The 23,261-nt window shown below is 69.4% G+C and carries 18 protein-coding genes and 1 pseudogene; 12 read left to right on the forward strand and 7 right to left on the reverse strand.

What is annotated here, in order from left to right; all coding sequences use genetic code 11:
- Window positions 1–128: 128 nt before the first annotated feature.
- Both KHP12_RS41600 and KHP12_RS41605 read left to right on the forward strand, forming a co-directional pair.
- Complete coding sequence (locus tag KHP12_RS41600) at window positions 129–1,943, forward strand: APC family permease (RefSeq protein WP_086881923.1); 1,815 nt, start codon at window positions 129–131, stop codon at window positions 1,941–1,943.
- A gap of 353 nt (window positions 1,944–2,296) precedes the next feature.
- Window positions 2,297–3,139 (forward strand): MerR family transcriptional regulator, encoded by an 843-nt coding sequence (locus KHP12_RS41605; RefSeq protein ID WP_086881924.1) that lies wholly within the window; start codon window positions 2,297–2,299, stop codon window positions 3,137–3,139.
- Window positions 3,140–3,403: 264 nt separating this feature from the next.
- Here KHP12_RS41605 and KHP12_RS41610 read toward each other — a convergent pair whose 3' ends face one another.
- Window positions 3,404–3,988: a TetR/AcrR family transcriptional regulator gene (locus KHP12_RS41610; protein WP_086881925.1), complete on the reverse strand. Its 585-nt coding sequence runs from the start codon at window positions 3,986–3,988 to the stop codon at window positions 3,404–3,406.
- Between the two features lie 215 nt (window positions 3,989–4,203).
- Between KHP12_RS41610 and KHP12_RS41615 the strand changes: the two genes are divergently transcribed.
- The gene (locus KHP12_RS41615) at window positions 4,204–5,142 is read left to right on the forward strand and encodes an alpha/beta fold hydrolase (RefSeq protein ID WP_086881926.1); all 939 of its coding nucleotides are present in this window, start codon (window positions 4,204–4,206) and stop codon (window positions 5,140–5,142) included.
- 678 nt (window positions 5,143–5,820) lie between these two features.
- Here the strand turns inward: KHP12_RS41615 and KHP12_RS41620 are convergent.
- Together KHP12_RS41620 and KHP12_RS41625 are read right to left on the reverse strand one after the other, a co-directional pair.
- A complete protein-coding gene (locus tag KHP12_RS41620) occupies window positions 5,821–6,816 on the reverse strand; it encodes an alcohol dehydrogenase catalytic domain-containing protein (protein ID WP_086881927.1) in 996 nt (331 codons plus the stop codon).
- A gap of 38 nt (window positions 6,817–6,854) precedes the next feature.
- A complete protein-coding gene (locus KHP12_RS41625; RefSeq protein ID WP_244202809.1) occupies window positions 6,855–7,544 on the reverse strand; it encodes an NADPH-dependent F420 reductase in 690 nt (229 codons plus the stop codon).
- 33 nt (window positions 7,545–7,577) lie between these two features.
- Between KHP12_RS41625 and KHP12_RS41630 the strand changes: the two genes are divergently transcribed.
- From KHP12_RS41630 to KHP12_RS41660, 7 genes and pseudogenes are all read left to right on the forward strand, one after another.
- Window positions 7,578–8,285, forward strand: a complete 708-nt coding sequence (locus KHP12_RS41630) for a TetR/AcrR family transcriptional regulator (RefSeq protein ID WP_244202810.1) — start codon at window positions 7,578–7,580, stop codon at window positions 8,283–8,285.
- A 308-nt stretch (window positions 8,286–8,593) separates the two neighbouring features.
- Window positions 8,594–9,275 (forward strand): annotated as a pseudogene (locus KHP12_RS41635) (electron transfer flavoprotein subunit alpha/FixB family protein); the annotation flags it as partial.
- A 203-nt stretch (window positions 9,276–9,478) separates the two neighbouring features.
- Entirely contained in the window at window positions 9,479–11,062 is a 1,584-nt protein-coding gene (locus KHP12_RS41640) for a GMC oxidoreductase (protein ID WP_086881929.1), read from the forward strand.
- Window positions 11,063–11,148: 86 nt separating this feature from the next.
- Window positions 11,149–12,759 (forward strand): APC family permease, encoded by a 1,611-nt coding sequence (locus KHP12_RS41645; protein ID WP_086881930.1) that lies wholly within the window; start codon window positions 11,149–11,151, stop codon window positions 12,757–12,759.
- Window positions 12,756–13,424, forward strand: a complete 669-nt coding sequence (locus tag KHP12_RS41650) for a ThuA domain-containing protein (protein ID WP_086881931.1) — start codon at window positions 12,756–12,758, stop codon at window positions 13,422–13,424. Before KHP12_RS41645 ends, KHP12_RS41650 begins: the two co-directional genes overlap by 4 nt.
- Before the next feature lie 37 nt (window positions 13,425–13,461).
- Complete coding sequence (locus KHP12_RS41655; RefSeq protein ID WP_086881932.1) at window positions 13,462–15,249, forward strand: thiamine pyrophosphate-binding protein; 1,788 nt, start codon at window positions 13,462–13,464, stop codon at window positions 15,247–15,249.
- Window positions 15,250–15,362: 113 nt separating this feature from the next.
- The gene (locus KHP12_RS41660; protein ID WP_211834350.1) at window positions 15,363–15,971 is read left to right on the forward strand and encodes a helix-turn-helix domain-containing protein; all 609 of its coding nucleotides are present in this window, start codon (window positions 15,363–15,365) and stop codon (window positions 15,969–15,971) included.
- 214 nt (window positions 15,972–16,185) lie between these two features.
- Here the strand turns inward: KHP12_RS41660 and KHP12_RS41665 are convergent, their stop codons facing one another.
- From KHP12_RS41665 to KHP12_RS41685, 4 genes are all read right to left on the reverse strand, one after another.
- On the reverse strand, window positions 16,186–17,349 hold the full coding sequence (locus KHP12_RS41665; RefSeq protein WP_211834351.1) for a bifunctional class I SAM-dependent methyltransferase/NUDIX hydrolase: 1,164 nt from the start codon (window positions 17,347–17,349) through the stop codon (window positions 16,186–16,188).
- Window positions 17,350–17,411: 62 nt separating this feature from the next.
- Window positions 17,412–18,893, reverse strand: a complete 1,482-nt coding sequence (locus tag KHP12_RS51810; RefSeq protein ID WP_308036195.1) for a methyltransferase domain-containing protein — start codon at window positions 18,891–18,893, stop codon at window positions 17,412–17,414.
- A gap of 217 nt (window positions 18,894–19,110) precedes the next feature.
- On the reverse strand, window positions 19,111–20,727 hold the full coding sequence (locus KHP12_RS41680) for a carboxylesterase/lipase family protein (protein WP_211834353.1): 1,617 nt from the start codon (window positions 20,725–20,727) through the stop codon (window positions 19,111–19,113).
- 40 nt (window positions 20,728–20,767) lie between these two features.
- On the reverse strand, window positions 20,768–21,049 hold the full coding sequence (locus KHP12_RS41685; RefSeq protein ID WP_246643263.1) for an ABC transporter ATP-binding protein: 282 nt from the start codon (window positions 21,047–21,049) through the stop codon (window positions 20,768–20,770).
- Window positions 21,050–21,270: 221 nt separating this feature from the next.
- On the opposite strand from KHP12_RS41685, the gene KHP12_RS41690 reads away from it, so the two are divergent.
- A complete protein-coding gene (locus KHP12_RS41690) occupies window positions 21,271–21,558 on the forward strand; it encodes a hypothetical protein (RefSeq protein ID WP_086885134.1) in 288 nt (95 codons plus the stop codon).
- Between the two features lie 296 nt (window positions 21,559–21,854).
- Window positions 21,855–22,829 carry an NADP-dependent oxidoreductase gene (locus tag KHP12_RS41695; protein ID WP_086882129.1) on the forward strand — a complete coding sequence of 325 codons (975 nt, stop codon included), beginning with the start codon at window positions 21,855–21,857 and terminating at the stop codon, window positions 22,827–22,829.
- Window positions 22,830–23,261 lie beyond the last annotated feature (432 nt).

A 23,261-nucleotide genomic window follows, 5' to 3' on the forward strand; every position in this document is an offset into this window, starting at 1 on the left:
GGTCAGGTCAGAGGAGTCATGGAGGCGGCGGACAAGTGGCGGCTGTTCGGGCATGCCTCAGGTGGCCGGGCGCCACGGCGGGGCACACTGTCGCGGGACGGCCCCCGACAACCCGCCCCGAGGTTCCCATGGCGTTCGGACTGGCACACCGCGCGTTGCGGCCACGGGTACCTTTGCGCCACGGGGAGGACGACAAGCACCATCTCACCAGCCTTGAGGGGCTGGCCGCGCTGTCCCTGGACGCGCTGAGCTCGGTCGCGTACGGCCCTGAGGCCATCGTGGTCGTCCTGGTCGCCGCCGGCACCGGGGCCCTTACCGCCACGCTGCCCATCACCGTCGTCATCACCGTCCTGCTCACCGTGCTGGTGATCTCCTACTGCCAGGTGATCGCCGTCCATCCGGACGGCGGCGGCGCCTACGCGGTGGCGAAGAAGAGCCTCGGGCAACGGGTGAGCCTGCTCGCCGCGGCGAGCCTGACCATCGACTACGTCCTCACCGTCGCCGTCAGCCTGGCCGCCGGCGCCGCCAGTCTCGCATCCGCCTTCCCGATCCTCTCCTCGCATCTGCTCGCCGTCTGCCTGGTGCTGCTCGCCCTGCTCACGGCCGTGAACCTCTGGGGAGTGGCCGAGAGCGCCCGGGCGCTGATGCTGCCGACCGTGCTGTTCATCGTGAGCATGCTCGGCATCGTCGTCATGGGCATCCTGCGCTCGCACCCCGCGGCCGTCGTCGGCGCCGCCCACCCCGTCCGGGCCACCGAGGCGCTGGGCGTCCTGCTGATCCTGAAAGCGTTCTCCTCGGGCTGCTCCGCCCTGACCGGGGTGGAGGCCATCGCCAACGGCGTGCCGATGTTCCGCGAGCCGCGCATCAAGCGGGCCCAGCACACCGAGCTGATGCTCGGCATGCTCCTCGGAGCGATGCTGCTCGGGATGGCGTATCTGATCCGCCGCGACCATGTGGCGCCGCGCGGCGGTGTGACGGTCCTCGCCCAGCTCGCCGCCGGGTCGTACGGAACCGGATGGGAGTACTACGCGACCAACCTCATCGTCACCCTTGTTCTCGCGCTCGCCGCGAACACCAGCTTCGGCGGCCTCCCGGTCCTGATGAGCCTGCTGGCGCGGGACGACCGGCTGCCCCACCTGTTCGGGCTGCGCGCGGAGCGGCCCGTGTACCGGTACGGCGTGGTGGCGCTGGCGCTGCTGTCGGCCCTGCTGCTCAACGCGGTGGGGGGCGAGACCCATCGGCTGATCCCGCTGTTCGCCATCGGGGTGTTCACCGGCTTCACCATCAGCCAGATCGGGCTGGTACGGCACTGGGCGACCGAGCAGCCGGAAGGGTGGCTGCGCCGGGCGGTGATCAACGGTCTGGGGGCCGTGCTGACCACCGGGGCCGGTCTGGTCCTGCTGACCACCAAGTTCCTCGAAGGGGCCTGGGCGATCGTCGTCGCGGTGCCGCTGCTGATGCTGCTGTTCACCCGCGTCCAGCGCTATTACACGGCGGCCGGCGAGGAACTCGGGCTCGGGCGGATCCCGTCGCCACCGGTGCGCACCATGAGCCTGGTCATCGTCCCGCTCGGCGAGGTCAGCAGGCTCGCGCAGCGCGCGCTGACGGCGGCGCTCGCCCTGGGCGACGAGGTCGTGGCGGTCAGCGTTCAGGCCGAGCCCGCGAAGGCGCGGGCCCTCCAGGACACCTGGGAGCGCTGGAATCCCGGGGTGCGCCTGGAGATCATCGACAGCCCGCACCGGTCCCTGGTGCAGCCGATGGTCGCGTATGTGCGGCGCGAGGCCGGGGGCGGCCGGGAGATCGCCGTTCTCATCCCCGAGGTCGAGCCCCGGCACCGGCGCTACAAGATGCTCCAGAACCAGCGCGGCCTGCTGCTGGCCACGGTCCTCAGGGCGCGCACCGATGTCGTCGTCTGCATGATGCCGTACCGCCTGAGCGTGTGAGCGGGGCCCGCTCGACGGTGGCGGACCGTACGCAGCTCTCGGGGCGGGAAGCGGCCGACCTCACCCCGCGCCACTCTCGAGGTGCCGGCGCTTCGGCTGATCGACGGCGAGGCCCGCGATCTCGCTCTGGAGCTTCCGGAGCCCTGTGGGTGCCGGAAACGGTGCCACTCTATGTGACCTGCGTGTATTGGTGGATGAGGCCGCCGAGTCGATCGACGGCGTCGAAGCTGTCGGTGAAGTATGCGCCGCGGTCCCGGATGAGGTCGGTGGAATCCGGGTGGTGTGTTGTTGCACCTGCCGTAGCGGCATGTGGTGTCGTCGAGGCACCACAGCACGAAAGGCTCCGTCTGCCGATGTACCCCTCCGTCACACCGCCCCGCCAGGTCAAGATCGGCGCTGCTGCCGCCTTCGCCGGGACCACCCCACGCGCTATCCGCCACTACCACCAGATCGGTCTGCTGCCGGAACCCGAGCGCGGTGGAGACGGCCGCCGCCGCTACGGCTACGACGACATGATCCGCCTGTTGTGGATCCGCAGAATGGCGGAGGTCGGCATCAGCCTGGACGACATGCGAGCTGCCTTCGACGAATCCGGGGACATCGAGGAGACCCTGGGCCGGCTGGAGGAATCCCTGGCTGCCCAGGAGGCCGACATCAAACGTCGGCGCGCGGCCGTCGGGCGCCTGCGGGCCGTGGGCAGCCCGCAGGGCCTGCTCTCCGAGCTGGTGACGGATCGGCTCAGCCACCTGCCCCCTGGCGCATTGCGCGCCTCCGACATGGAGGCCCTGCTGGTCACGGAACGGATCTTCGGTCCGCTCGGCTCCGCACTACAGGCCGGCGTGTACATCGTGCTGGCCACCCATCCCGACCTGCGGGCCGAGGAGGACCGTCTCGTCGAGGCCGAGGCCGTCCTCGACGACGGCGTCGACCCCGATGACCCGCGCGTCGAGGAAATCGCCGTACAGCGATACACCCACCACATGGCCCTCATGCAGGCCATCACGGCAGCCGGGCTGGACACGGCCGATGACGAGCTCTTCGAGACCTACGACGCCGACCTGGCAGAGGAGGAGGACACGCAGATGAGCGCCTCGGAGTCGATCACCAAGATGCCCTACGACTTCTCTCCTGCCCGGATGCGCTGCATGGAGCGCGTGGCACAACTCGTCGGCCAAGACCCCCGCGCAGACAGTTGATCGCCTGTGCCCGGTACCGACCTGGCCGGCATCCCATCGCGTCCACCTGTACGTGACCGGCCACATCAGCCAGTGGCGTCGGGGTATCAGCCCGGACAGGACGGCGAACCGGAACCGGTCGGCGGGCTCATGGCGGACCGGTCCGGTCAACTGGCGGTGCAGGACCGCGTTCTCGTGCCGCAGCACCAACCGACCGCGCACGCCTCGACCTCATGAAATGACTGTGCGTACCAGGCTGCGCGTCCGACGGTCGTATCAGGTTCGTTACGCGCGCAACGCCTGCGACAGCGCGTCAACGGTCACGCCCACGATGGCCAGGAGCTGCGCCGGGCTCGCCCCGGCCCTGCTCATGACGGCGAGCGACTGGTTCACGGCCGCCGCGTGTACAGCGAAGGCCTCGGCGTCCTGGTCGGTCAGTCGGCCGGCCTTCAGCGCGGCGCGCAGGCGCAGGCGCTGGAAGCCGAGCGCCTGCTGGGCGTGCGCTGCGACGCTCGGACTCAGCGCTGGAATTGCCATCACTGACTGGGCAATCAGGCATCCATCAGGTAGTTCGGGATCGGCGATGCGCTCGAGGGTGACGTCGAAGAACGCACGAACAGCGGCAACGGGTTCCGTGGCCGCACACGACAGGGCGGCGTCGTACTTCTCGCCATAGCGCGCGGCGTAGAGATCCAGGCAGCGCAGGAAGAGCGTGTCCTTGTCGCCGAGGGAGGAGTAGATGGAACTGCGGTTCAGGCCGGTTGCCCGAGACAAATCGTCCAACGAGGTGTCGGCGTAGCCGTCGCGCCAGAACTGGATCATCGAGGCGTCGAGCGCCGTGTCCATGTCGAACTGCTTCTTGCCTGCCACGCGGTACTTCCTTGCCGATGCGTCGATGGTTCGGACTGTGTTGCACGCCATTCTATCTTGAACTGATCGGTTCAAGATGTGTTAGCTTTCAAGCGTGGTCATGGCCGGGCCTACCGCGCACTTCGCGACCGCGCGAGAAACACACCACGTGGTCCCAGCCACCACCGTCAGCTACACCGTCCCCACCGCACACCTGACACCGATGGAGGATCCCCGTGACCGGCCCGGCAACCAGCACTCCGCATGTCTCCGAAAGCAACCCCGTCCGCGACCTGCCCCTGCACCATCTGGCCGGATTCACTCACCGCTGGGTCGACGCGGACGGCGTCCGCCTTCATGCCGTCGAAGGCGGACGGCCGAGCGGCCCGGCCGTCGTCCTGCTCGCCGGATTCCCGCAAACCTGGTGGGCCTGGCGAAAGGTGATGCCCGGCCTCACCCGCCGGTTCCACGTCATCGCGATCGACCTGCCGGGTCAGGGCCACTCCGAGCGTCCGGAGCGCGGCTACGACACGCACGCGGTCGCCGCACACGTCCACGCCGCGGTCAAGGCGCTCGGAGTCTCGACATATTGGCTGGTCGCCCACGACATCGGCGCGTGGGTCGCCTTTTCCCTCGCCTTGAAGTACCAGAGCCAGCTGCGTGGCCTGGCACTGCTCGACGCCGGCATCCCGGGCATCACACTCCCTGACGCCATCCCGACCGACCCCGAGCTGGCGTGGAAGACCTGGCACTTCGCCTTCCACCTCGTGCCCGACCTGCCCGAGACACTGCTCGCTGGCCGCGAACGGGAGTACGTCGGCTGGTTCCTGAAGGTCAAGACCCTCTCCTCCGACACCTTCGACGACGCCGAAATTGAGCACTACGCCGCGTCCCTGGCCGCCGGCGGCGGTCTCCGCGCATCCCTGGCCTACTACCGGGACGCCGCCGAGTCGGCGCAGAAGAACCACGAAGCGCTGGAACTACAGCGCCTGACGGTCCCGATTCTTGGGATCTCCAGCAGCCACGGCTCCATCCCCGACATGGCGGCTTCCATCAGGCCGTGGGCCGACCACGCCACCGGGATCGTCGTGCCGGACGCAGGACACTTCATCCCCGATGAACAGCCCGATGCCGTCGCTGCCGCGCTGACCGACTTCATCACCGAAGACGATTGAGACTGGGCGGAAGCAAGTGTGAGGACCGGCACCCGCATCCCTGACCGACTCAGCTGTCCAGCATCGCAGTACTGCGACGTCGCCTGGTCCGCTCCGCGGGCGGTAAGCGTCGCCGAACTCGTCGCGCAAGGCCGCTCCAACCCCAGGGCCGGAGTCATGGTGGATGATCGTCATCGGATGCGGACCCTTGCCCGCGTACGGTGCGCTGTCGGGGTTGTAGGCCCGTTCGCCGAGACACACCGCGGTGGAGACCGGGACCAGGAGTTTCCTCGTCCGACGGAGCCCTACCCCGCCGGGAAGAGCCGCAGCTTCGCGGTGTCCCCCACGATGGTGAGAACGGCGATCGACAGCCTGTTGACGGTGGAGGGTCCGCCCTGGTCGGGGCGTTGCCCGATTCCGATGTGGCCATGGGGCCGTTCTCTACGCGGGTGCCCGGGAGGGGGCCCGCGCACCCGTTAGTCATAGCCATCGTGGCCAGCCCTTCCGCCGCGTACCGCGCGAGGACGCCCGTGCGGCGCCGGTCCCTCGGCCGAGGCAACCGCGTGGCTGGACCGGCTGTTCCCGGCGCGGCCGCTTGACCCTCCAAGCGGGCTGCCCGCGTCGAGGGCGGGGGAGGCGGGGTGGTGTCCCAGGCCGGGGCCGTGCCGCTGGTACCGATACCAGAGAAGACGGACGGGCTCAGATGTTGATCACGGTCTTCCCGATCGTCCGCCTGCTCTCGGCCAGTTCGTGGGCTGCTCTCATCGTGTCCACACTCAGGCCGTCGAGCACCGTCGTGGCGAGGGGACGCAGTCGGCCCGCGACGACATCCGCCGCCAGTTCGGCGAGGATTCTGCCCTGGCTGGCGACGTCGCCACCGGCCATGATCTTGCTGAAGACGGTTTCGGTGTGCAGCGACACGGATTTGCCGACGAGCGGTCCAAGATCGAGGGGGCCGTTCAGATCGACGACGGCAAGGTGACCGAACGGCCGCAGGATCTCGGCGAGCCAGCCGACATTGCCGATGGTCCCCGAAGTGGACAACACCAGGTCGACCCGGCCGACACCCGCGTCACGCAGTTGACCGGGCACGTTTCCGGTGTGGTCGACGACCACATCCGCTCCCATCCTCGTGCACCACTCGCGTGATTCGGGACGCGAGGCCGTGCTCGCCACCAGGGCCGAGGTCCTGCTCTTCAGCAGCTGTGTCGCCAGCGTCCCCACGCCGCCGGCGCCGCCGACGATCAGCACCCGGTCGATGCCCACCGCCAAGCTGTCATGATCGCGGAACAGTGCTTCCCAGGCCGTGAGGCCGCCGATGGGCAAGGACGCGGCGTCGGAGAAGGACAGCTGGTCCGGAATCCTTGCCACCACACGGTGGTCGACCGCGAGCCGCTCCGCCCATGCGCCGTCTCGTGTCATGTCTCCGGTGCCCATGACGCGGTCGCCGACTGCGAAGCCCGTGGCTTCCGGTCCCACGGCTTCCACCACCCCGGCGAACTCCCACCCCAAGATGATTCGTCCGCCCGGCTCAGCGCTGCGCAGCTGCCGGATCAGCGCTTCGCCCGGATTGATTCCCACGGCGCGGATCCCGACGAGCAGATCCGTGTCGCGCAGCCGTGGTTCCGCGGCGTCGACGAGCTCGATGGCGAACGCGTCGAGCGAGTGGGCCTTTTCGTAAGCGAGGGCTTTCACGTGATGCCCCTGTCGTGCTGGGTCATGATCTTCTCCGTTCAGTCCTGTTTGAGCGCGTGCAGGGCCGAGAGCAGGCCGCCGACCTGCATCAGTCGGCCGCCTTCCCGCAACGACCCGGCGTCCACCGGCGCGAACCCGATCTCGTCGGCAACCGCACGGAAATCTGTTTTCGCGTCCGCGTCGTCCCCGGCGTAGAAGAGCAGCTGGCGGCCTTCCGCGTGCCGCGGGTCGGGCACGATGTACTGGGCGTACAGCGTGTTGAACGCCTTGACCACGCGTGCGCCCGGAGCGTGGCGGGCGACGAATTCACTGCCCGTCTCCGAACCGAGGTCGACATGGTCTCTCGGTGTCGGTCCGGCAATCTGATTGCTGGTGTCGACCAGGATCCGGCCGTCCCATGAGGGCACCTCGGCCAGCGCGGCAGGGATGTCCGGCCACCTGACTGCGAGGAACACCATCTCGGCCGCGGCTGCCTCGGCGACTGTTCCGGCGGTGGCCAGCGACCCCAGCCGCGCCACCGTGTCTCTCAGTGTGTCCGGGCCGCGCCTGTTGCTCAGGACGACGCGATGACCTGCCGTCACGAGATGCCCGGCGATGCCCTGCCCGATCGTGCCCGCTCCGATGATTCCGAAGTCCATCAACGTCTTCCTCGCAAAGGTGTTCAGGAGGTTCGCGGGCTTGACCCGCCCCCTTTGATGTCGTGCACCATCAAAAATGATGATGGTCATCAGCATCATTACCTGTCAAGCCGGAGGGTGTGCGTGGGCACCGTTTTGATGTCAGGTACCATCGCGCCGGGCGAGATGTCGGCCTCGGCCCGCACGCAGCGGTGCCGTCTTGTCGAGGAGGTGTCCGAGGTGCCACGCATCACCCAGGAGCAGAAGAAGCTCAACCGCGAAAAGATCGTCCGGGCGGCAGGCGAAGGCTTCAGGCTGCACGGCGTGGACGGGATCGGCATCGAGGAGCTGATGAAAACCGCCGGGATGACGCACGGAGGGTTTTACAACCACTTCTCCTCGAAGGAAGACCTCGCCCTCGAGGTCTACCGTCAGGGCTTCGCCGACTCGCTCAACGCGCTCGCCGCCATCCGCGAGGCACATCCCCGCTCCGCCCGGGCAGCCCTGCTCGACATGGTCGACGTATACCTGACGGCCGTCCACCGTGATCACCCGGAAACCGGCTGCGCCTCAGCCGCCCTGGCAGTTGATGCCGGACGCCACGGCGCCACATCTCAGGCCGAGTACCGACGCGGGCTTGAGGGGTACTTCAGCGCCATCACCGAGATGGTGCTCGATCGCGCGCGCCAATCCGGCACTGAAATGACTGCGGCAGAAGCCCGCGAACAGGCAGTGGCGCTGTTCTGCCAGATGGTCGGCGCGCTGGTGGTCTCCCGCGCTGTCGCCGAGGCCGACCCCGGACTGTCCGACGAAGTCCTGACAGCCAACCGCAAACAGCTCAGGCAGAGGTAAAACAGAGACTGGTGCAGGTCCGACGGGCCGGAAACGTTCCTCCGGCCGTACGGCCTCTCGGTCTGCGGCGGCGTACGAGCGATGGTGACGGCCCGTGCCCCGGCGTTGCCGAGCCGGCGTGCCGTCGCCGGCCCGGCCCCCTTGCTCGCGCTCGCCGCCACGGCGAAGCGTCCGTCGAAGACAGTGCTGCTCATGACCGCGAGCCTGCACTCTCCCGCTGGGAGAGACTCAAGCGGCTGACCGGACTCGGGTTCTGACGCAACCCGGCGGCCAGGCTGAGACCTTCAGTGTGAACGGCGGACCGGTGCCCCGGATCGGTCTCCGGGACGCCGGCCGCCGTGGAGTGTCGATCCGGCAAGAGCGCAGGTGTGCGCCTCGTCGTCCCCAAGGTCGACGCGCTGGCCTCCGAGGCGGTCCAGTCCGTGTTCGCCGGATCGTACGCGGTCGTCTCGGCGGTCGTTCACGGCACGCCTGTCATCGCCGTCAAGGCCAACGCGGTCACCTCGGAACCGGCGCCGACGGCGGGCCGTACGGAGCAGGTCACCGTGGAGTTCTCGGCCCTGGCCACCGGCGTGAGGGTCGTCAGCAGGACCCCGCGGGCCAGTGCGGGGGCGGCCGGATCTCGCCGAGGCGGCGATCGTCGTCTCCGGAGGCCGAGGGGTGGGCGGACGGGAGGGATCCGCCGGGGTCGAAGAGCTCGCCGACGCGCTCGGAGCCGCCGTCGGCGCCTCGCGCGCCGCCGTGGACGCGGGCTGGTACCCGCACTCCCAGCAAGTGGGCCAGACGGGCCGGCAGGTCTCCCCGCAGCTCTATGTGGCGGCAGGCATCTCAGGGGCGATCCAGCGCCGCGCCGGGATGCAGACCTCCAAGACCGTGGTCGCGGTCAACAAGGACCCGGAGGCACCGATCTTCGGCCTGGCGGACTACGGAGTGGTCGGTGATCTCTTCGACGTGCTGCCGAAGCTGAGCGAATACGCCCGTGCGGACTGAGAGGTCGTCCCCTTCCAATGTTTACCTCCGATACCCACTTCTCGCCAGGTGCACACAGTGTGGCCCGTGTCCGGTGAGCATTGCTCATCTTGTGCATGTGCTCTGTCCGTGAGGCTGTCTAGTCTCTCCTGAAAGCACCACGACGAGTACCACTTTCTCTTTCACCCTGAGTCTTCACCACAGCGCCCAAGGGATTCTGATTCATGTCCGAACCGGTCCGCCAGGATTACACGCCACCGGAGCTTCATCCCGATTCCGTTATCTCATTCGACACCGCTGATGAGATCAGCACGGATGTGTTGATCGTCGGCTCCGGTATGGGTGGCTCCACTCTGGCCTGGGCGCTGAAGGACTCCGGCCTCGATGTACTCGTCGTGGAGCGCGGCAATTTCCTTCCGCGTGAGCCTGAGAACTCGCAGCCGGCCGAGATGCACATCAAGGGCCGGTACAAGAACGCGGGTTTCTGGTACGACGGCGGCACGGGTAAACCGTTCGCGCCGGGCGTCTACTACTGGGTGGGGGGAAATACCCGCTTCTACGGCGCCATGCTGCCCCGGTTCCGGCGCAGCGATTTCACCGAAGTGGAACACCACGAAGGTTTCTCTCGCGCCTGGCCCTTCGGCTACGACGATCTCGAGCCCTTTTACACCACGATGGAGCGGTTGCTCCAGGTGCACGGGCAGCTCGGTGAGGACCCGACCGAGCCGCCGCACTCCAAGCCCTACCCCTACCCCGCGCTCGAGCACGAACCGGAGATCGAGCGGTTCGCCCGGTCGCTTCGCGGACAGAGCCTGCATCCGTTCCACACGCCGAACGCCTTGAACGTGGACACGCTGGCCGATCGTGCTGCCGTGACGGCCGCCGACGGCTGTCCGGACGAGACCGGTATGAAGTCCGACGCCGAGAACAGGATCCTTCTTCCCGCGCTGCGCGACGGTGTGAAGATCCTTACGGGTGCGGAGGTCACCCGCCTGATCACGTCATCGGACGGCCGGAAGGTCGTGGCCGCCGAGGCACGGCACGCGGGCCGTACCGTCCGGATCAGCGCCAAGACCTTCGCCGTCGCCGGTGGTGCGGTCAATTCGGCGGCGCTGCTGCTCCGGTCGGCGAGTGACGCGCACCCGCACGGTCTCGGCAATGCGTCGGGGCTGCTGGGCCGCAACTACATGGTGCACAACAGCACGTTCTTCGTCGGGGTCAACCCCGTGCGTACCAACCCCACGAAGTGGCAGAAGACCCTCGGCATGAACGACTTCTACGAAGCCGGCCCGGGGGCGCCCTTCCCGCTCGGAAACCTACAGATGCTGGGCAAGCTTCAGGCCCCCATGCTCAAGCCCGCCCGTCCGTGGGCACCGATGTGGGCACTGAAGTTCATGTCGGCCAGGAGTATCGACATCTACCTGACGACCGAGGACCTCCCTTCCCGGGAGAACCGGGTACGGCTGGAGGGCGACCGCATCGTCATCGACTGGACGCCGACCAACCTCGCCCCCCACCACGAACTCGTCCGCCGGGTGACCAGGGCGGTGCGCAAGGCGGGCTATCCGCTGGTCTTCACCCAGCGCATGGGCATCGAGACCAACTCCCATATGTGCGGAACGGCCGTGGCGGGGCACGACCCGGCGCGCAGCGTCCTCGATCCGTTCTGCCGCAGTCACGAGGTCGACAACCTCTGGCTGGCCGATTCGTCGTTCTTCCCGTCCTCCGCCGCGCTCAATCCGGCCCTGACGATCGGCGCGAACGCGCTGCGCATCGCCCCCTCCGTCGCGGAGGCGACCAAGGGCTGACTCCGTGACGGCGGTAGAGGACGCGCGGCGCAGCACGCGGAGCGCGTCACACCTGAGCATCCCCCCTTCGAACCTCGGAGATCGTCATGTCAACTACCGAGAAGGGCGCGCAGGCGGCGCCCGGCACCGACCGCGTCGGTCCCTCGGGCGGGCCCGTCGGCCCGGCCTCATCGGCCGAGGACGCGGAACTGCTCGCGGCACTGGGCTATGAGCAGAGGTTCGATCGCAAGGTCAGCCTGTGGGCGAACTTCGCCCTCGGTTTCGTCTACCTGTCGCCCCTGGTGGGCGTCGTGTCCCTGTTCGCGGTCGGGCTGTCCACGGCCGGCGGACCGTCCGTCTTCTGGATAGGCATCGTCGGCCTCGGACAATTCCTGGTCGCCCTGGTCTTCGGCGAGGTCGTCTCGCAGTTCCCGCTCGCGGGCGGGCTCTACCAATGGGTCCGGCGGCTGTGGAACGGGCGCTATGCCTGGTTCACCGCATGGACCTACATCTGCTGTATCACCATCGGCATCACCAGCACCGCACTCTTCAGCTCGGACTTCGTGGCCAGCCTCTTCGCCGGTACCGCCAAGGAGCCGGGGATCAGCTCCACCCCCGCTGAGCGACTGTGGATCGCGGTCGCGGTCACGGCCGTCTGTCTGGTCTGCAACTGCTTCGGGACCAAGACACTGGCCCTGATCTCCAAGATCGGACTCGCGGCAGAGCTGATCGGCATCGTCCTCGTCGGCCTCTACCTCCTGGCCTTCGAACGGCACAACTCCGTGTCGATCTTCTTCGACGCCAGCAGTTCCTCGCACGACGGCTACTTCGTCGCCTTCATCGCCGCCTCTCTCGTCGGGCTCTTCCTCTTCTACGGTTTCGAAGCGTGTGGCGAGGTCGCGGAGGAAGTCCCGAATCCGGCCCGCAGCATCCCGCGCGCCATGCAGCTGACCGTGGCCGTCGGCGGACTGGCGGCGCTCTTCGCATTCGCCGGCTACGCACTCGCCGCTCCGGACCTGGCATCGATCCTCTCGGGGGAGGACGCCAACCCGATCCCCGCGATCCTCCAGAACTCGATCGGCACCGTCGGCACGAAGCTGGTGCTCGCCGTCACCCTCACCTCCTTCATCGCCGGCGTGATGAGCCAGCAGGCCGCCGCGAGCCGGATCGTCTTCTCCTTCGCCCGCGACAACATGTTCCCGGGCTCCCGAGCCTTCTCGAAGATCTCCCGTAAGTACCGTGTCCCGATGAACGCGCTGCTGGCCGTGAATGTCGCTCCGGTCCTGATCTTCGTGTTCGTCTACTTCTCGCCCGATTCCCTCACCAAGATCGCGGCCTTCCAGATGCTGGCCGGTTACGCGGCCTTCATGATGGTCGTACTGGCCGCGCTGCGGATGCGCCTGAAGGGCTGGCGCCCCGCCGGAGCCTGGACCCTGGGCCGCTGGGGGATGACGGTCAACATCGCGGCCCTGGCCTACGGCATCCTCGGAATGGTCCTCCTGGCCCAGCCCATCGGCGACTCCCGAACCCCGTTCGTGGACCGGTGGATCGCAGTGATCGGTTTCCTCGTCGTCTCGGCCGTAGGCCTCGCGTACCTGCTGACAGCCAAGCCGGACCGCAACTCCACCGCGCCGGAAGGCGATGCGCTGGAGGTCGCGGAACGCCTGCGCAACCGCGCCGCACTCATCACGTCCACATCCGGAGGGAAAGACGCATGACCCGGGTTCTGTATCTGTACGGGGGCTGGCCGGGGCACAAGCCCTACCAGGTCGCCGAAGAATGGGCCCTCCCGATCTTCAAAGACCTGGGATGCGATGTCGACGAGACCAATGACGTCTTCGCGCTCGACGCCGATCTCACCGATTACGACCTCATCGCGCTCAACTGGAACAACGCTCTGCTGTCCGAAGGGCTCAGCGCCGCCCAGGAGACACATCTGCTCGAAGCGGTGGAGGCCGGCACCGGGATCGCCGCCTGGCACGGCGCGGCCGCCGCGTTCCGGACGAGCCTGAAGTACCACTGGCTGATCGGAGGCAGCTTCCTGGAGCACCCGGCCGGCGAAGGGGTGAAGTACCCCTACCAGGTCTCCATCACGGACACCGGCCATCCGGTCACCGCCGGGGTGAAGGACTTCCGGGTGGCCTCCGAGCAGTACTACATGTCCGTCGACCCCAACAACCACGTCCTGGCCGAGACCACCTTCACCGGAGAACACCTCCCCTGGCTGGAGGGCAGGACCATCCCCCAGGCGTGGACCCGGAGCTGGGGGCAGGGCCGGGTGTTCTACAGCGCGGTCGGACACGACCTCGACGACCTCCAGAACCCGGACGTGACCCGGTTGTGCGCCCAGGGCTTCGCCTGGGCCGCCCGCCGGGGCGCATGACCGCACCATCCGAACCGAGCTGAGTGGGAGCAACCACATGCCCGTCCTCACCGGAGGCCAGATCGTCGCGCGGACCCTGCACAACTATGGGGTCGACTGCGTCGCCGGGATTCCCGGCCACGGCATCTGGTCACTGACCGACGCCTTTCTGGACGACGAATCCCGGATTCCGTTCATCCAGACGTTCCACGAGCAGAGCGCCGTCCACCTCGCGGACGGCTACTACCGTGTCACCGGGCGCCCGCAGGCCGCGGTGACCTCCATCGGCGCCGGCGCCAGCAACACCGTCATCGGCATGGGCACCGCGTTCACCGACTCCACGAGCGTCCTCGTCATCACCGGCGGCCCGCCCACCCATATGCGGGGCCACGGACTGCTCCAGGAACTCGACCGCTACACGGCCAACGACTTCCCCAAGGTGGCCGAGGCCGTCAGCAAGCGGCACTGGGTCGTCACCCGCGTCGAGGAACTCCCCTTCGTCCTGCACCGCTGTTTCAACTCCATGCTGACCGGCCGCCCCGGGCCCGTGCACCTCGAAGTACCGATGGATGTGCAGGCCGAGGCCGCCGATGTGCAACTCCACGACCTCGCCCGACGTGTCCCCGCCGGCCGCCAGCACCCGGATCCCGAAGCGGTGGAACGCGCCGCCGGGATACTGCGCACCGCGACGCGCCCCGTCATCGTGGTGGGCGGCGGGGCCATCACCTCCGAGGCGTCCGACCCGGTCCTCGCTCTCGCCGAGCGGTGGCAGATCCCCGTCGTGACCACGTGGAACGGCAAGAGCGCGTTCCCCGAGGACCACGAGCTGTTCGCCGGCAGCGTCGGCCAGACGGGCACGCTGGTCGGCAACGCGATCGCGAGCTCCGCCGACGTCGTCATCTCCGTCGGCTGCCGTTTCACCGACTGGTCGGCCTCCAGCTACGCCAAGGGCGTCAGCTTCTCGATCCCGCCCGCGAAGCTCATCCACATCGACATCGACCCGCACGAGATCGGCAAGAACTACCCCGCGGAAGTCGGCATCGTCGCCGACGCGCAGCGGGCCGTGGCCGCGATCGTGGACTCCCTGCCCGCGAAGGGCGCCGACCGCTCCGCATACCTGGCCGAACTCGCCACCCTCAAGCGGGACTGGGAGGAGAAGCTCGCCGGCCGCCGCGACAGCGACCGCTTCCCGTTCACCTCGCAGCGTCCGCTGGGCGCCCTGCGGTCCGTCCTCCCGCGCGACGCGATCATCGTCGCGGGCTCCGGCAACACCCAGGGTGCGGTCAAGCAGACCTTCCCCGTGTACTCCCCGCGCACCCACCTCACCTCCGGCGGCTTCTCCTCCATGGGCTGGGCCGTCCCGGCGGCGATCGGCGCCAAGCTGGCCCGGCCGGACCGCACGGTGGTGTGCGTTCTCGGCGACGGCGACTTCCTCATGACCGCCCAGGAGATCGCCCTGAGCGTCACCGCCGGCGCGCCGGTGGTCTTCGTCGTCCAGAACAACGCGGGGTACATGTCCATCCGTGGCGGCCAGCGCAAGCAGACCTCCCGGCACATCGGTACGGAGTTCTCGCACCCCGACGGCTCGCCGTACAGCCCCGACTTCGCGGCCGTGGGACGGGCCTTCGGGATCGAGTCCTGGAAGGTCTCCGACGCCGACTCCCTGGAGTCGACCCTGCACAAGGCGGTGCAGTCGGGCGCGCCCGCCCTGGTCGAAGTACCGACGGACCGCGATGCCGCCGGCCCCTGGGTGCCCGGCTGGTGGGACTTCCCGGTACCGGCGTACGTCACCGACGAGCGGCAGGACGAGTACCAGCGGACCAGGGCCACCGAGCAGCACCTCTGACCTCGGCGGTCACCGGTCGCGGGCCGCGGCGGCCGCCCGTGCATCCGTACCCCCGGCTGCACGGGCGGCACCCGACCTGGCACGAAATCTTGCGGTAATGGCAAGGTGGGCTCATGGATCTCACTACGGACGACGATGTGCTCGACGCGGTGGGCCCGCGGCTTCGTGCGCTGCGCCGTGACCGCGGCATCACCCTCGCCGACCTCGCGGCGAGGACCGGCGTGTCGGAGAGCACCCTGTCCCGGCTGGAGAGCGGGCAGCGCCGGCCGACCCTGGAACTGCTGCTCCCGCTGGCCCGTATCCATGACGTTCCGCTGGACGACCTCGTCGGTGCGCCGCGCACCGGCGACCCCCGGATCCACCTCAAGCCGATCAGGCGGTTCGGCATGACGTTCGTGCCCCTGTCCCGGCGACCGGGCGGTGTGCACGCGTTCAAGATGATCATCCCCGCCGGGCCGGAACCACTCGAACCGACCCCGCAGACCCACGAGGGCTTCGAATGGCTCTATGTGCTGGGCGGGCGCCTGCGACTCGTGATCGGCGAGCGTGACCTGACGCTGCCGCCGGGTGAGGCGGCCGAGTTCGACACGTCCCTGCCCCACTGGCTGGGCAGCGCCGATGGCGGCGTGGTGGAGCTTCTCATCCTGTTCGGCCTGCAAGGGATACGTGCGCACGTACGCTCCGACCCTCAACGGCCGTCCCGGGCGGAGAGCCGACGCTGAACCGTGCCGAGACGGGCCGCCTCGGAACCGGGAACAGCGAAGAGGGCCTGAGGCCGGTGCGGCCTCCGGCCGGGTCGCTCGTCGCCGACAGCTCACGGCCACGGCGGAAACGCTGGCGACGCTCGTGGTCAACGGACTGCTCGCGACAGGTTCGGCCGGTCGCGGCTGAGCGCGTGCGACGTCGTGCGCCGTGGTCGTCGAGGGGTGCCGTGCGTCAGGCGTAGGGCGTGAAATGCGCTGGGGTGTGGTCGATGGGCAGGTCGGGGCGCCAGGCGGTGAGGATCTGGGCGCTGCATGCGAACAGGCCGTCGGGCAGCCGGTCCAGGGGGTACCAGGCCCAGTCGCCGACGCTCTCGTCCGGCCGCGTGACCGGCTCGCCTTGCCAGGCGCGCACGATGGCGCCGACGGTGACCCGCACGACGTCTTCGACGTGGTCGACGAGCGTGCCCAGGAGCGTGACGTCGTCGGGCCGGGCGATCAGGCCGGTCTCCTCGGCGAGTTCGCGGATCACGGTCGCTTCCAGGGATTCCCCGGCCTCTACGGTTCCTCCCGGTAGTTCGAGGGTGCCGCGACGGTGCCGGCCGAGGAGTACGCCCTGGTCGCCGAGGACGATGGCGCCCACGCCGATGGCGGCGTGCGGCGCGGGTGGTCGGGTGGTGCGGGGTCGGCTGGAGAGGCGGGTGGGGCGGTGGGGGAGGCGGCGGGCGCGGATGAGCTGCTGCACGACGGGGTTGTTCTCGTCGGAGGGGCGCAGGAGGTCGATGGCCTCGACTCGGAAGCCGTGGTCGGTGAGCAGGGCCTCCCACAGCCGCGGTGCCAGGACCCACATCCGGGTGGGCAGCGGTGGATCGTCGCGGAGCCTGAGCATCTGCTCGCGTGGCGCGACTGTCGTGGACGGACCGCGGCCGTGCAGGTCGGTGTGGAGGAGCGAGAGGATCAGCGGTGCGCCGGGGCGCAGGCCGTCCCGCAGTGCGGGGAGGGACCGGTGCGGATCGGTGAAGGCGAGGCTGCCGATGGCGTACGCGGCGTCGAAGGGCTGGGCGGTGCGGAGGTGGTCGACCACATCACCATGTACGAAGTGGACGCCGGGAGTGCCCGCGTGTGCGCTGATGGCGCGTTGGTGTTGGGTGAGGGACAGTTCGATCGCGGTGACCTGGGCATCGTGGGTTCGGGCCAGGTGCACGGCGTGGTGGGCGGGGCCGGAGCCGATGTCCAGGACGCGTTTGCCGGTGACGTCACCGAGGATCTCCGCACCGGGACCGACCCCCTCCCACGGGGTCCACTCCAGCCGTTCGGGGACCGGCGGCATGTACCCGTGGTTCAGCTGACGTTGGCCGTAAACGGTCCAGGCTTCGGCGTTGAGGTCCTCAACGGACACGGAAACTCCCGAGAGCAGAGAGAAGCGAGTGGTAGCTGCGGCTTCATTGTCGGGTTTGGGGGTCAAGGCCCGGTTGCGAGATAGTGCGGGCCTCGGCCCTGGCGGGCGCGTTCGATGGCATCGAGCCGGGCGAAGGGCAGCTCGCCCATGAGCTGTCGCCACTCGGTGAGATCATGGACGGCCCACAGGTCGTGTTCGGAGGGATCGAGCCGGATGTGGCGCAGTTGCTCGGAGCTGAGTCGGCCGCCGTCGAAGACGAAGCCGATCTTGCCCAGTGGCCAGCGGCGACCCTGGTGGAGGTAGTGCGTCAGCAGCAGACGCGGTCGGCCCTGGCCGAGTTCGAGCCCGGTCTCCTCGACCGCTTCGCGGCGTGCCGTTTCCAAGGGGTCTTCCCCGGCGTCGGTGTTGCCTCCGGGGAACTGCCACTGCCGGGTGCCGTACACGGAGCGCAGTTGTATCGGGCGGTCGTGCTCGTCGCGGACGTACAGGCAGCCGTACACCGTGTGATGAGGCACCGTCTGGACGTACTCCGCGGGAGTCATGGGCATGGTGTGGCCGGGGCGTCCCGGACGGTGGTCGAACTCGAAGGCCAGGGCGCCGAGGGCTTCCTTGCCCGGCGGGTAGATGCGGCGGAGGTTGGCGAGCTGCTCCGCGCGCGTGGAGTCGGGGTCGATGCGTGCTGGATCCTCCGCGTCGAGAAGCTCCTCGAATGAGCCGTACGGGGTGATCCGCTTCGCGACGATGTCGAGTTCCCGCCCGCTGCCCGGCTCGCGGAAGACGATCGTGTCCCCGGTTTCGACGGCCGCCTTCCCGGGCGTCCCGACGCGTACTTCGATCGTTTTGCGCCCGGACTCCACCTGGGCGTAGTAGCGCTCCCGCAGGGTGAAGTGGTGCTGCCGTGAGGTGGGCGTCGCGTCTCGGACGTCGGCGGGCGCGTAGTGCGTGGGGTTGGCCGATGGCTCGGGCAGTGGTTCGGTCTCCGCCGGCTGAGGGCCGCGCAGGACCACGAAGGCCAGTCCTTCGGCATCGTGGCGTTCGGCGGTGGACCAGCCGGTCCGCAGGTGGGCGAGTTCATCCTCGTCGAGCGCGATACCGCGCCGCTCGGCCGGGGTGTCGGCGGCGAGGGGCGTGATGACCACGATGGCGGCGCCAGGTCGCAGGCGGCCGCCGAGGGCCCGCATGGTTCGGTCGCGGTGCTTCAGGAAGGGATACACGAACCGGAGGATGATCACGTCGTAGCCGTCGGCGTGCAGAGGTGTCCAGTCGTCGCGCTCGATGTCCAGGCGCAGCCACCGCGCGGCGTTTCCGTGCTGGGCGGTTGCCTCGGCGAGGGCGTTGTCGGACCAGTCGACGGCGTCGACGTGATAGCCGAGCGAGGCCAGGTGGGCCGCGAGTTCTCCGACCCCGCACCCGACGTCGAGGGCTGTGCCGTCGACCGGGGCGGGAAAGTGTGTGGCCAGCAGCGACCGCTCACCGTCGCCGAGTCGGCGATAGCGGCGGCCATCGGCGTAGCCGGTGTTCCATTCGTCCTGTGTGACGGACACGAGGGGCACGTCCTTCCCAAGAGCGACGGGTTCACGGCAGTGGCGCAGAGGGGTGTGGCGGGACCGGGGCGTTGGCGCCGTGGTGGATGGGATTGTCTCCGCAGCGGTACGGGTTGGGAAGCGGGCACCGGGCCGCGACGGTGAGGGCAGTCCTTCGGTGGGCGCCCGCCATCGCGTGGAACCGTGGACGGCGATTGCCGGCCACCGAGCCGGGGGGTCACTTCCCGTGGCTGCGCGTGGAACGTGCGAGGTCGGCCGGTTCGGTGGTCAGCCGGTCGTAGCTGATCCTGTTCCAGTAGGAGCACTGGTGTCGCGCCGAGTACGCCTCCGAGGTGACGGCCTTGCTGTGGTCGCCGGGCAGCAGCGACATGAACTTGGCGCTGCGGTACGGCGGCCACGCCGCCTGCTTTCGCGTCGCGGGGTGCGCGCCTTTCGTGAACGCGCCCCAGTAGCGCACCATCGCCCCCGACAGTCGCCGCTGCTCCGGTGTCAGCGGTTTCGGGGTCATGCCGGGCCATAGGTAGGGGAGCTCGGTGGCATGCGTCGCGCCCGGCGTGAAGCCGGGCGGCGTGGGGCCGGGCGAGGGCGGCGGGTTGCGGTCGCCGAATTCGTAGAAGAACGTCCTGGGCTGATGGGACGCGAACTGCCCGGCGAGGCGCTGGTAGTGGCAGCCGCCCATCCCGTGGAAGACGCTGCTGTCGGTCCACACCGCGCCCAGGGCGTACGCCGTGCCGTACGGGCTGTCGTGGGCGCCGTAGGAGTAGCGGGCGAGCACCTCGTCGGCGTGTGGGCCGAATTGCCGCCTGATCACTCGTGTGAACTGCTCCTGGGTCGCGTGCGCGAACGGCAGCGCCCACTTGCGTGTCTCATCCCGGTTGGTGCCGATGAGGATGGGGACGTTGGTGAATCTTCCGGATCGCACCGCGAGGCCCGGCGTGACCGGCAGTTCGGGGACTCCGGAGACAGGCAGCGGACCGTTCAGGATGCCGCCGAAGTCGCCCCCGGCGGCCAGCAGCTCGTCCGTCCGCTTGGCCCGCAGACAGGACACGTCGGCCACGGAATCACGGCAGCCGGCGGCGTCGGCATAGCGCTTGCCACGCGCGGTGGCCTGCGCGGCCGTGAGACTCGGGCAGCCGCCGCTCTGGATGATCGCGCGGTCGAAGAGACCGCGGGCCGGGGGAGAGGCCAGCAGCGCGCACACGGACTGACCGCCGGCCGACTCACCCGCGATCGTCACACGGCCGGGATCCCCGCCGAACGCGGCGATGTTCCGCTGGGTCCAGCGCAGCGCCGCTTGCTGGTCGAGCAGACCGTAGTTGCCCGCGCCCCGCTCGCTCAGCCCGGGCAGGTCGAGAAAGCCGAACACGCCGAGCCGGTAGTTGATCGTGACCACCACGATGTCGTTGGTCCGCGCGAGCAGCGAGCCGTCGTAGAGGTCGCCCCCACCACTCATGAATCCCCCGCCGTGTATCCAGAAGAGCACCGGCAGCGGACGGTCCGTGCGCTGTTCGGGGGCGTGGACGTTGAGGTACAGGCAGTCCTCACTCGTACCCGGGCCGCCGGTGGCTGTCTGGACGCAGCGCGCACCGTGGTGGTCCGCCGGCCGGACCCCCGGCCATGGGGCCGCGGGCGCGGGCGGCTGCCAGCGCAGGCCGCCGACCGGTGGCGCGGCGTAGGGGATGCCGAGGTAGCGGGCGACCCCGTCCGCCGCGGCTCCCGCGACCACGCCCTTGTCGGTGGACACCAGCAGGGGACGGGAAACCGTGGGCGCGGCCGATGGGACGGCCATCAGCGCGGCCAGGCTCACGACGGTGGCGAGTACGCGTCGGATCATGAATCGTCCTGGACCTCCCGGAACGCGGAAGTCCATCGAATCATGCGCCGAGGCCGCGCCCCGACGCGCCCGGGACCGCGTCGAGCAGTGCACGGGTGTAGGCGTGCCGCGGGCGCTCGTAGAGGTCCGCGGTCGCACCGCGTTCCACGATGTCGCCGCGGTACAACACCGCGACCTCGTCGCTGACATGCCTGTCGACGGCGAGGTTGTGCGAGATGAACACCATGGTCAGGCCGAGTTCTCGGCGCAGCCCCGCGATGAGGTTGAGAATCTCCGCCTGGACCGAGATATCGAGCGCCGAGGTGATCTCGTCCGCGATCACCGCCTCGGGCCGGAGGATCAGGCCCGAGGTGGTGATCGCGATCCGCTGGCGCTGCGGGGTCCTGCGGGATCATCTGGATCCGCCGCCGCATTCCCGTGCGGTCCGCACCGCGGGTGCCGAACCGAGGTCATCCGGACCCGGGCGTTCGCCCACGTCGTCCGCCGTGGCCTCGATGGCAAGCGGTCGACGCTGCGCCCTGGACCGCCTGTATCCTGCTGATCATGCCGCCTGTCCCGTCCTCGCAGCCGGGCCGCGCGCCATCCGCCGGCCAGTGTGGTCTCCTCACCGAACGCATCGCGCGTCAGCTGGAGCACGACATCTGCTCGGGTGCGTTCGAGGTCGGGGCCATCGAGGCGCGCGACGTCGAGCTGGCCTGTCGGCGGACGCGGGAGCACCTGACGCTGGCCCTGCGTACGTACGGCGCGGGCCTCGACGTCCAGGTGGATGGCATGGCGCGGCACCACATCGAAGCCCTCCTCGCCGGTCCCGAGCGCCGCGTGCAGAGCTAGGGAGTGTCCGGCGGTCGTGCCGCCTGCGGCGGGCTGCTCCCCTCCCCGCCCCTTCCCTCAACTGGGGCTCCGCCCCAGACCCCGCTCCTCAAGCTCCCCCAGCTACCGCTGGGAGGTGCCCCCTGGAGGGGCTGGAAGGCGGGGCTCCGCCCCGGACCCCGGGGCCAGGGGCGAAGTCCCTGCCACGCGGCGGAGCCGCATATGGTGGGACGCCGCACCGCTGACGCGCGTGGCGACCGACGCCGCGTCAGCCTTCCGTGCACACTCGGGTGGAGCCCATTCTCCCCGGAGGCGTCATGCCACAGTCGGAACCAGCTGATGCACGGATGCGGGCCTGCGGGGTCGCCGAAGTGTCCGGTCAGGTCCAGTCGCTGCGGCTGCCCAGGCCCCAGTCACCCGGGCCGGGCGAGATCTTGCTCGACGTCCTGGCCGCCGGGGTCGGCGCCTGGGACCAGCTGCTTGCCTCCAGTGAATGGGACGTGGGCCTGCGCCTTCCGGCGGCCCTCGGGGTGGAGGGCGCGGGTCGTGTCGTCGCCGTGGGGCCGGATGTCACGGCTCCTGCCGTGGGTGACCTGGTGCTGGCCCACAGTGCTCCGCTGCCCGGTCACAGCGGCTTGTGGGCCGAGCAGGTCCTGCTGCGAGCCGCGGACGCGGCACCTCTGCCCGAAGGGCTGGACCCGGCGCGGGCGGCGGCCCTCCCCATCAACGGCCTGACCGCCTGTCAGGCTCTGGACTGGCTGGACCTGTCCAGCGGTATGCGCCTGCTGGTGACGAACGGGGCGGGAGTGACCGGAGCCCTCGTCCTGCAACTGGCGGTCGCGGCCGGAGTCCATGTGACGGCGACGGCGTCCCCCCGCTCCTTTGACCGGCTGCGCCGCCTGGGCGCGACAGACGTCATCGACTACCGCCGCCCCGACTGGCCGCGCGAGGTCGGTCGCGTCTTCGACGCGGCGCTCGCCGCGGCTCCCGGAACGGCCGCCACCGCCGGGGAACTCGTCCGCCCGGGCGGTCGGCTGTGCTCCATCACCTCGGATGCCCCGGCCACGACCGCTGAACTGACTTCGACCGATCTCTACGTCCGCCCGGACGCGGAGACTCTCGCTGTCCTCGCCGGCCGGCTCCGCGACGGCGTACTCGACCTGCCCACGGAGGTACTTCCCCTTGATGAGGGCCCCGGCGCCTTCGACCGTTCCTCAAGGGGCCTTACCGGCGGAACCAAGCTCGTGCTCCGCGTCACCGGCCCGGCTTCCTCGGACACCATGCCGGCGTAGCGGCCCGGCGACTCGGTTGCTGGGACTGTCGAACGGGGACTGACGGTGTGCTTGGCCACCGCGGACGGGGGGACCGCTCAAGGGGGCCGGTCAACCTCGTTGTTGCGAACCGGCGTTCCGTCGGCCGCATGGCGCTCGGGGCCGCGGCCGGTGGTCTCCTGAGCGCCTGCGGGACCCCCAAGGGCCCTCCGTCGGCCGGCACACCCCTGCGGATCATGGCGATCAACCATGTGTGGTCGCAGGCCATCCGCCGCCGTATGCCGGCATTCTGATCAACCTCAGCGACTCGTAGTACCGCACGGCCTTGGTCGTCACGTCGGCCCGACGGGCCAGCTCACTGATCTTCGTGCCGGCGGGTGCCACAGTGGCACGTGGTTGGGCGCCCTCATTCGGTGTCCGCCCGGACTGTGGCCGCTGTGAGACCGACCACAG

Source organism: Streptomyces asiaticus (assembly GCF_018138715.1).
GTDB lineage: Bacteria > Actinomycetota > Actinomycetes > Streptomycetales > Streptomycetaceae > Streptomyces > Streptomyces asiaticus.

Bases quoted from the DNA above. Each gene is read 5' to 3' on its own strand.
- KHP12_RS41600 (WP_086881923.1), top strand. From the start codon at position 129: ATGGCGTTCGGACTGGCACACCGCGCGTTGCGGCCACGGGTACCTTTG.
- KHP12_RS41605 (WP_086881924.1), top strand. From the start codon at position 2,297: ATGTACCCCTCCGTCACACCGCCCCGCCAGGTCAAGATCGGCGCTGCT.
- KHP12_RS41625 (WP_244202809.1), bottom strand. From the start codon at position 7,544: ATGACCATCATCATTTTTGATGGTGCACGACATCAAAGGGGGCGGGTC.
- KHP12_RS41640 (WP_086881929.1), top strand. From the start codon at position 9,479: ATGTCCGAACCGGTCCGCCAGGATTACACGCCACCGGAGCTTCATCCC.
- KHP12_RS41645 (WP_086881930.1), top strand. From the start codon at position 11,149: ATGTCAACTACCGAGAAGGGCGCGCAGGCGGCGCCCGGCACCGACCGC.
- KHP12_RS41650 (WP_086881931.1), top strand. From the start codon at position 12,756: ATGACCCGGGTTCTGTATCTGTACGGGGGCTGGCCGGGGCACAAGCCC.
- KHP12_RS41655 (WP_086881932.1), top strand. From the start codon at position 13,462: ATGCCCGTCCTCACCGGAGGCCAGATCGTCGCGCGGACCCTGCACAAC.
- KHP12_RS41660 (WP_211834350.1), top strand. From the start codon at position 15,363: ATGGATCTCACTACGGACGACGATGTGCTCGACGCGGTGGGCCCGCGG.
- KHP12_RS41680 (WP_211834353.1), bottom strand. From the start codon at position 20,727: ATGATCCGACGCGTACTCGCCACCGTCGTGAGCCTGGCCGCGCTGATG.
- KHP12_RS41690 (WP_086885134.1), top strand. From the start codon at position 21,271: ATGCCGCCTGTCCCGTCCTCGCAGCCGGGCCGCGCGCCATCCGCCGGC.
- KHP12_RS41695 (WP_086882129.1), top strand. From the start codon at position 21,855: ATGCCACAGTCGGAACCAGCTGATGCACGGATGCGGGCCTGCGGGGTC.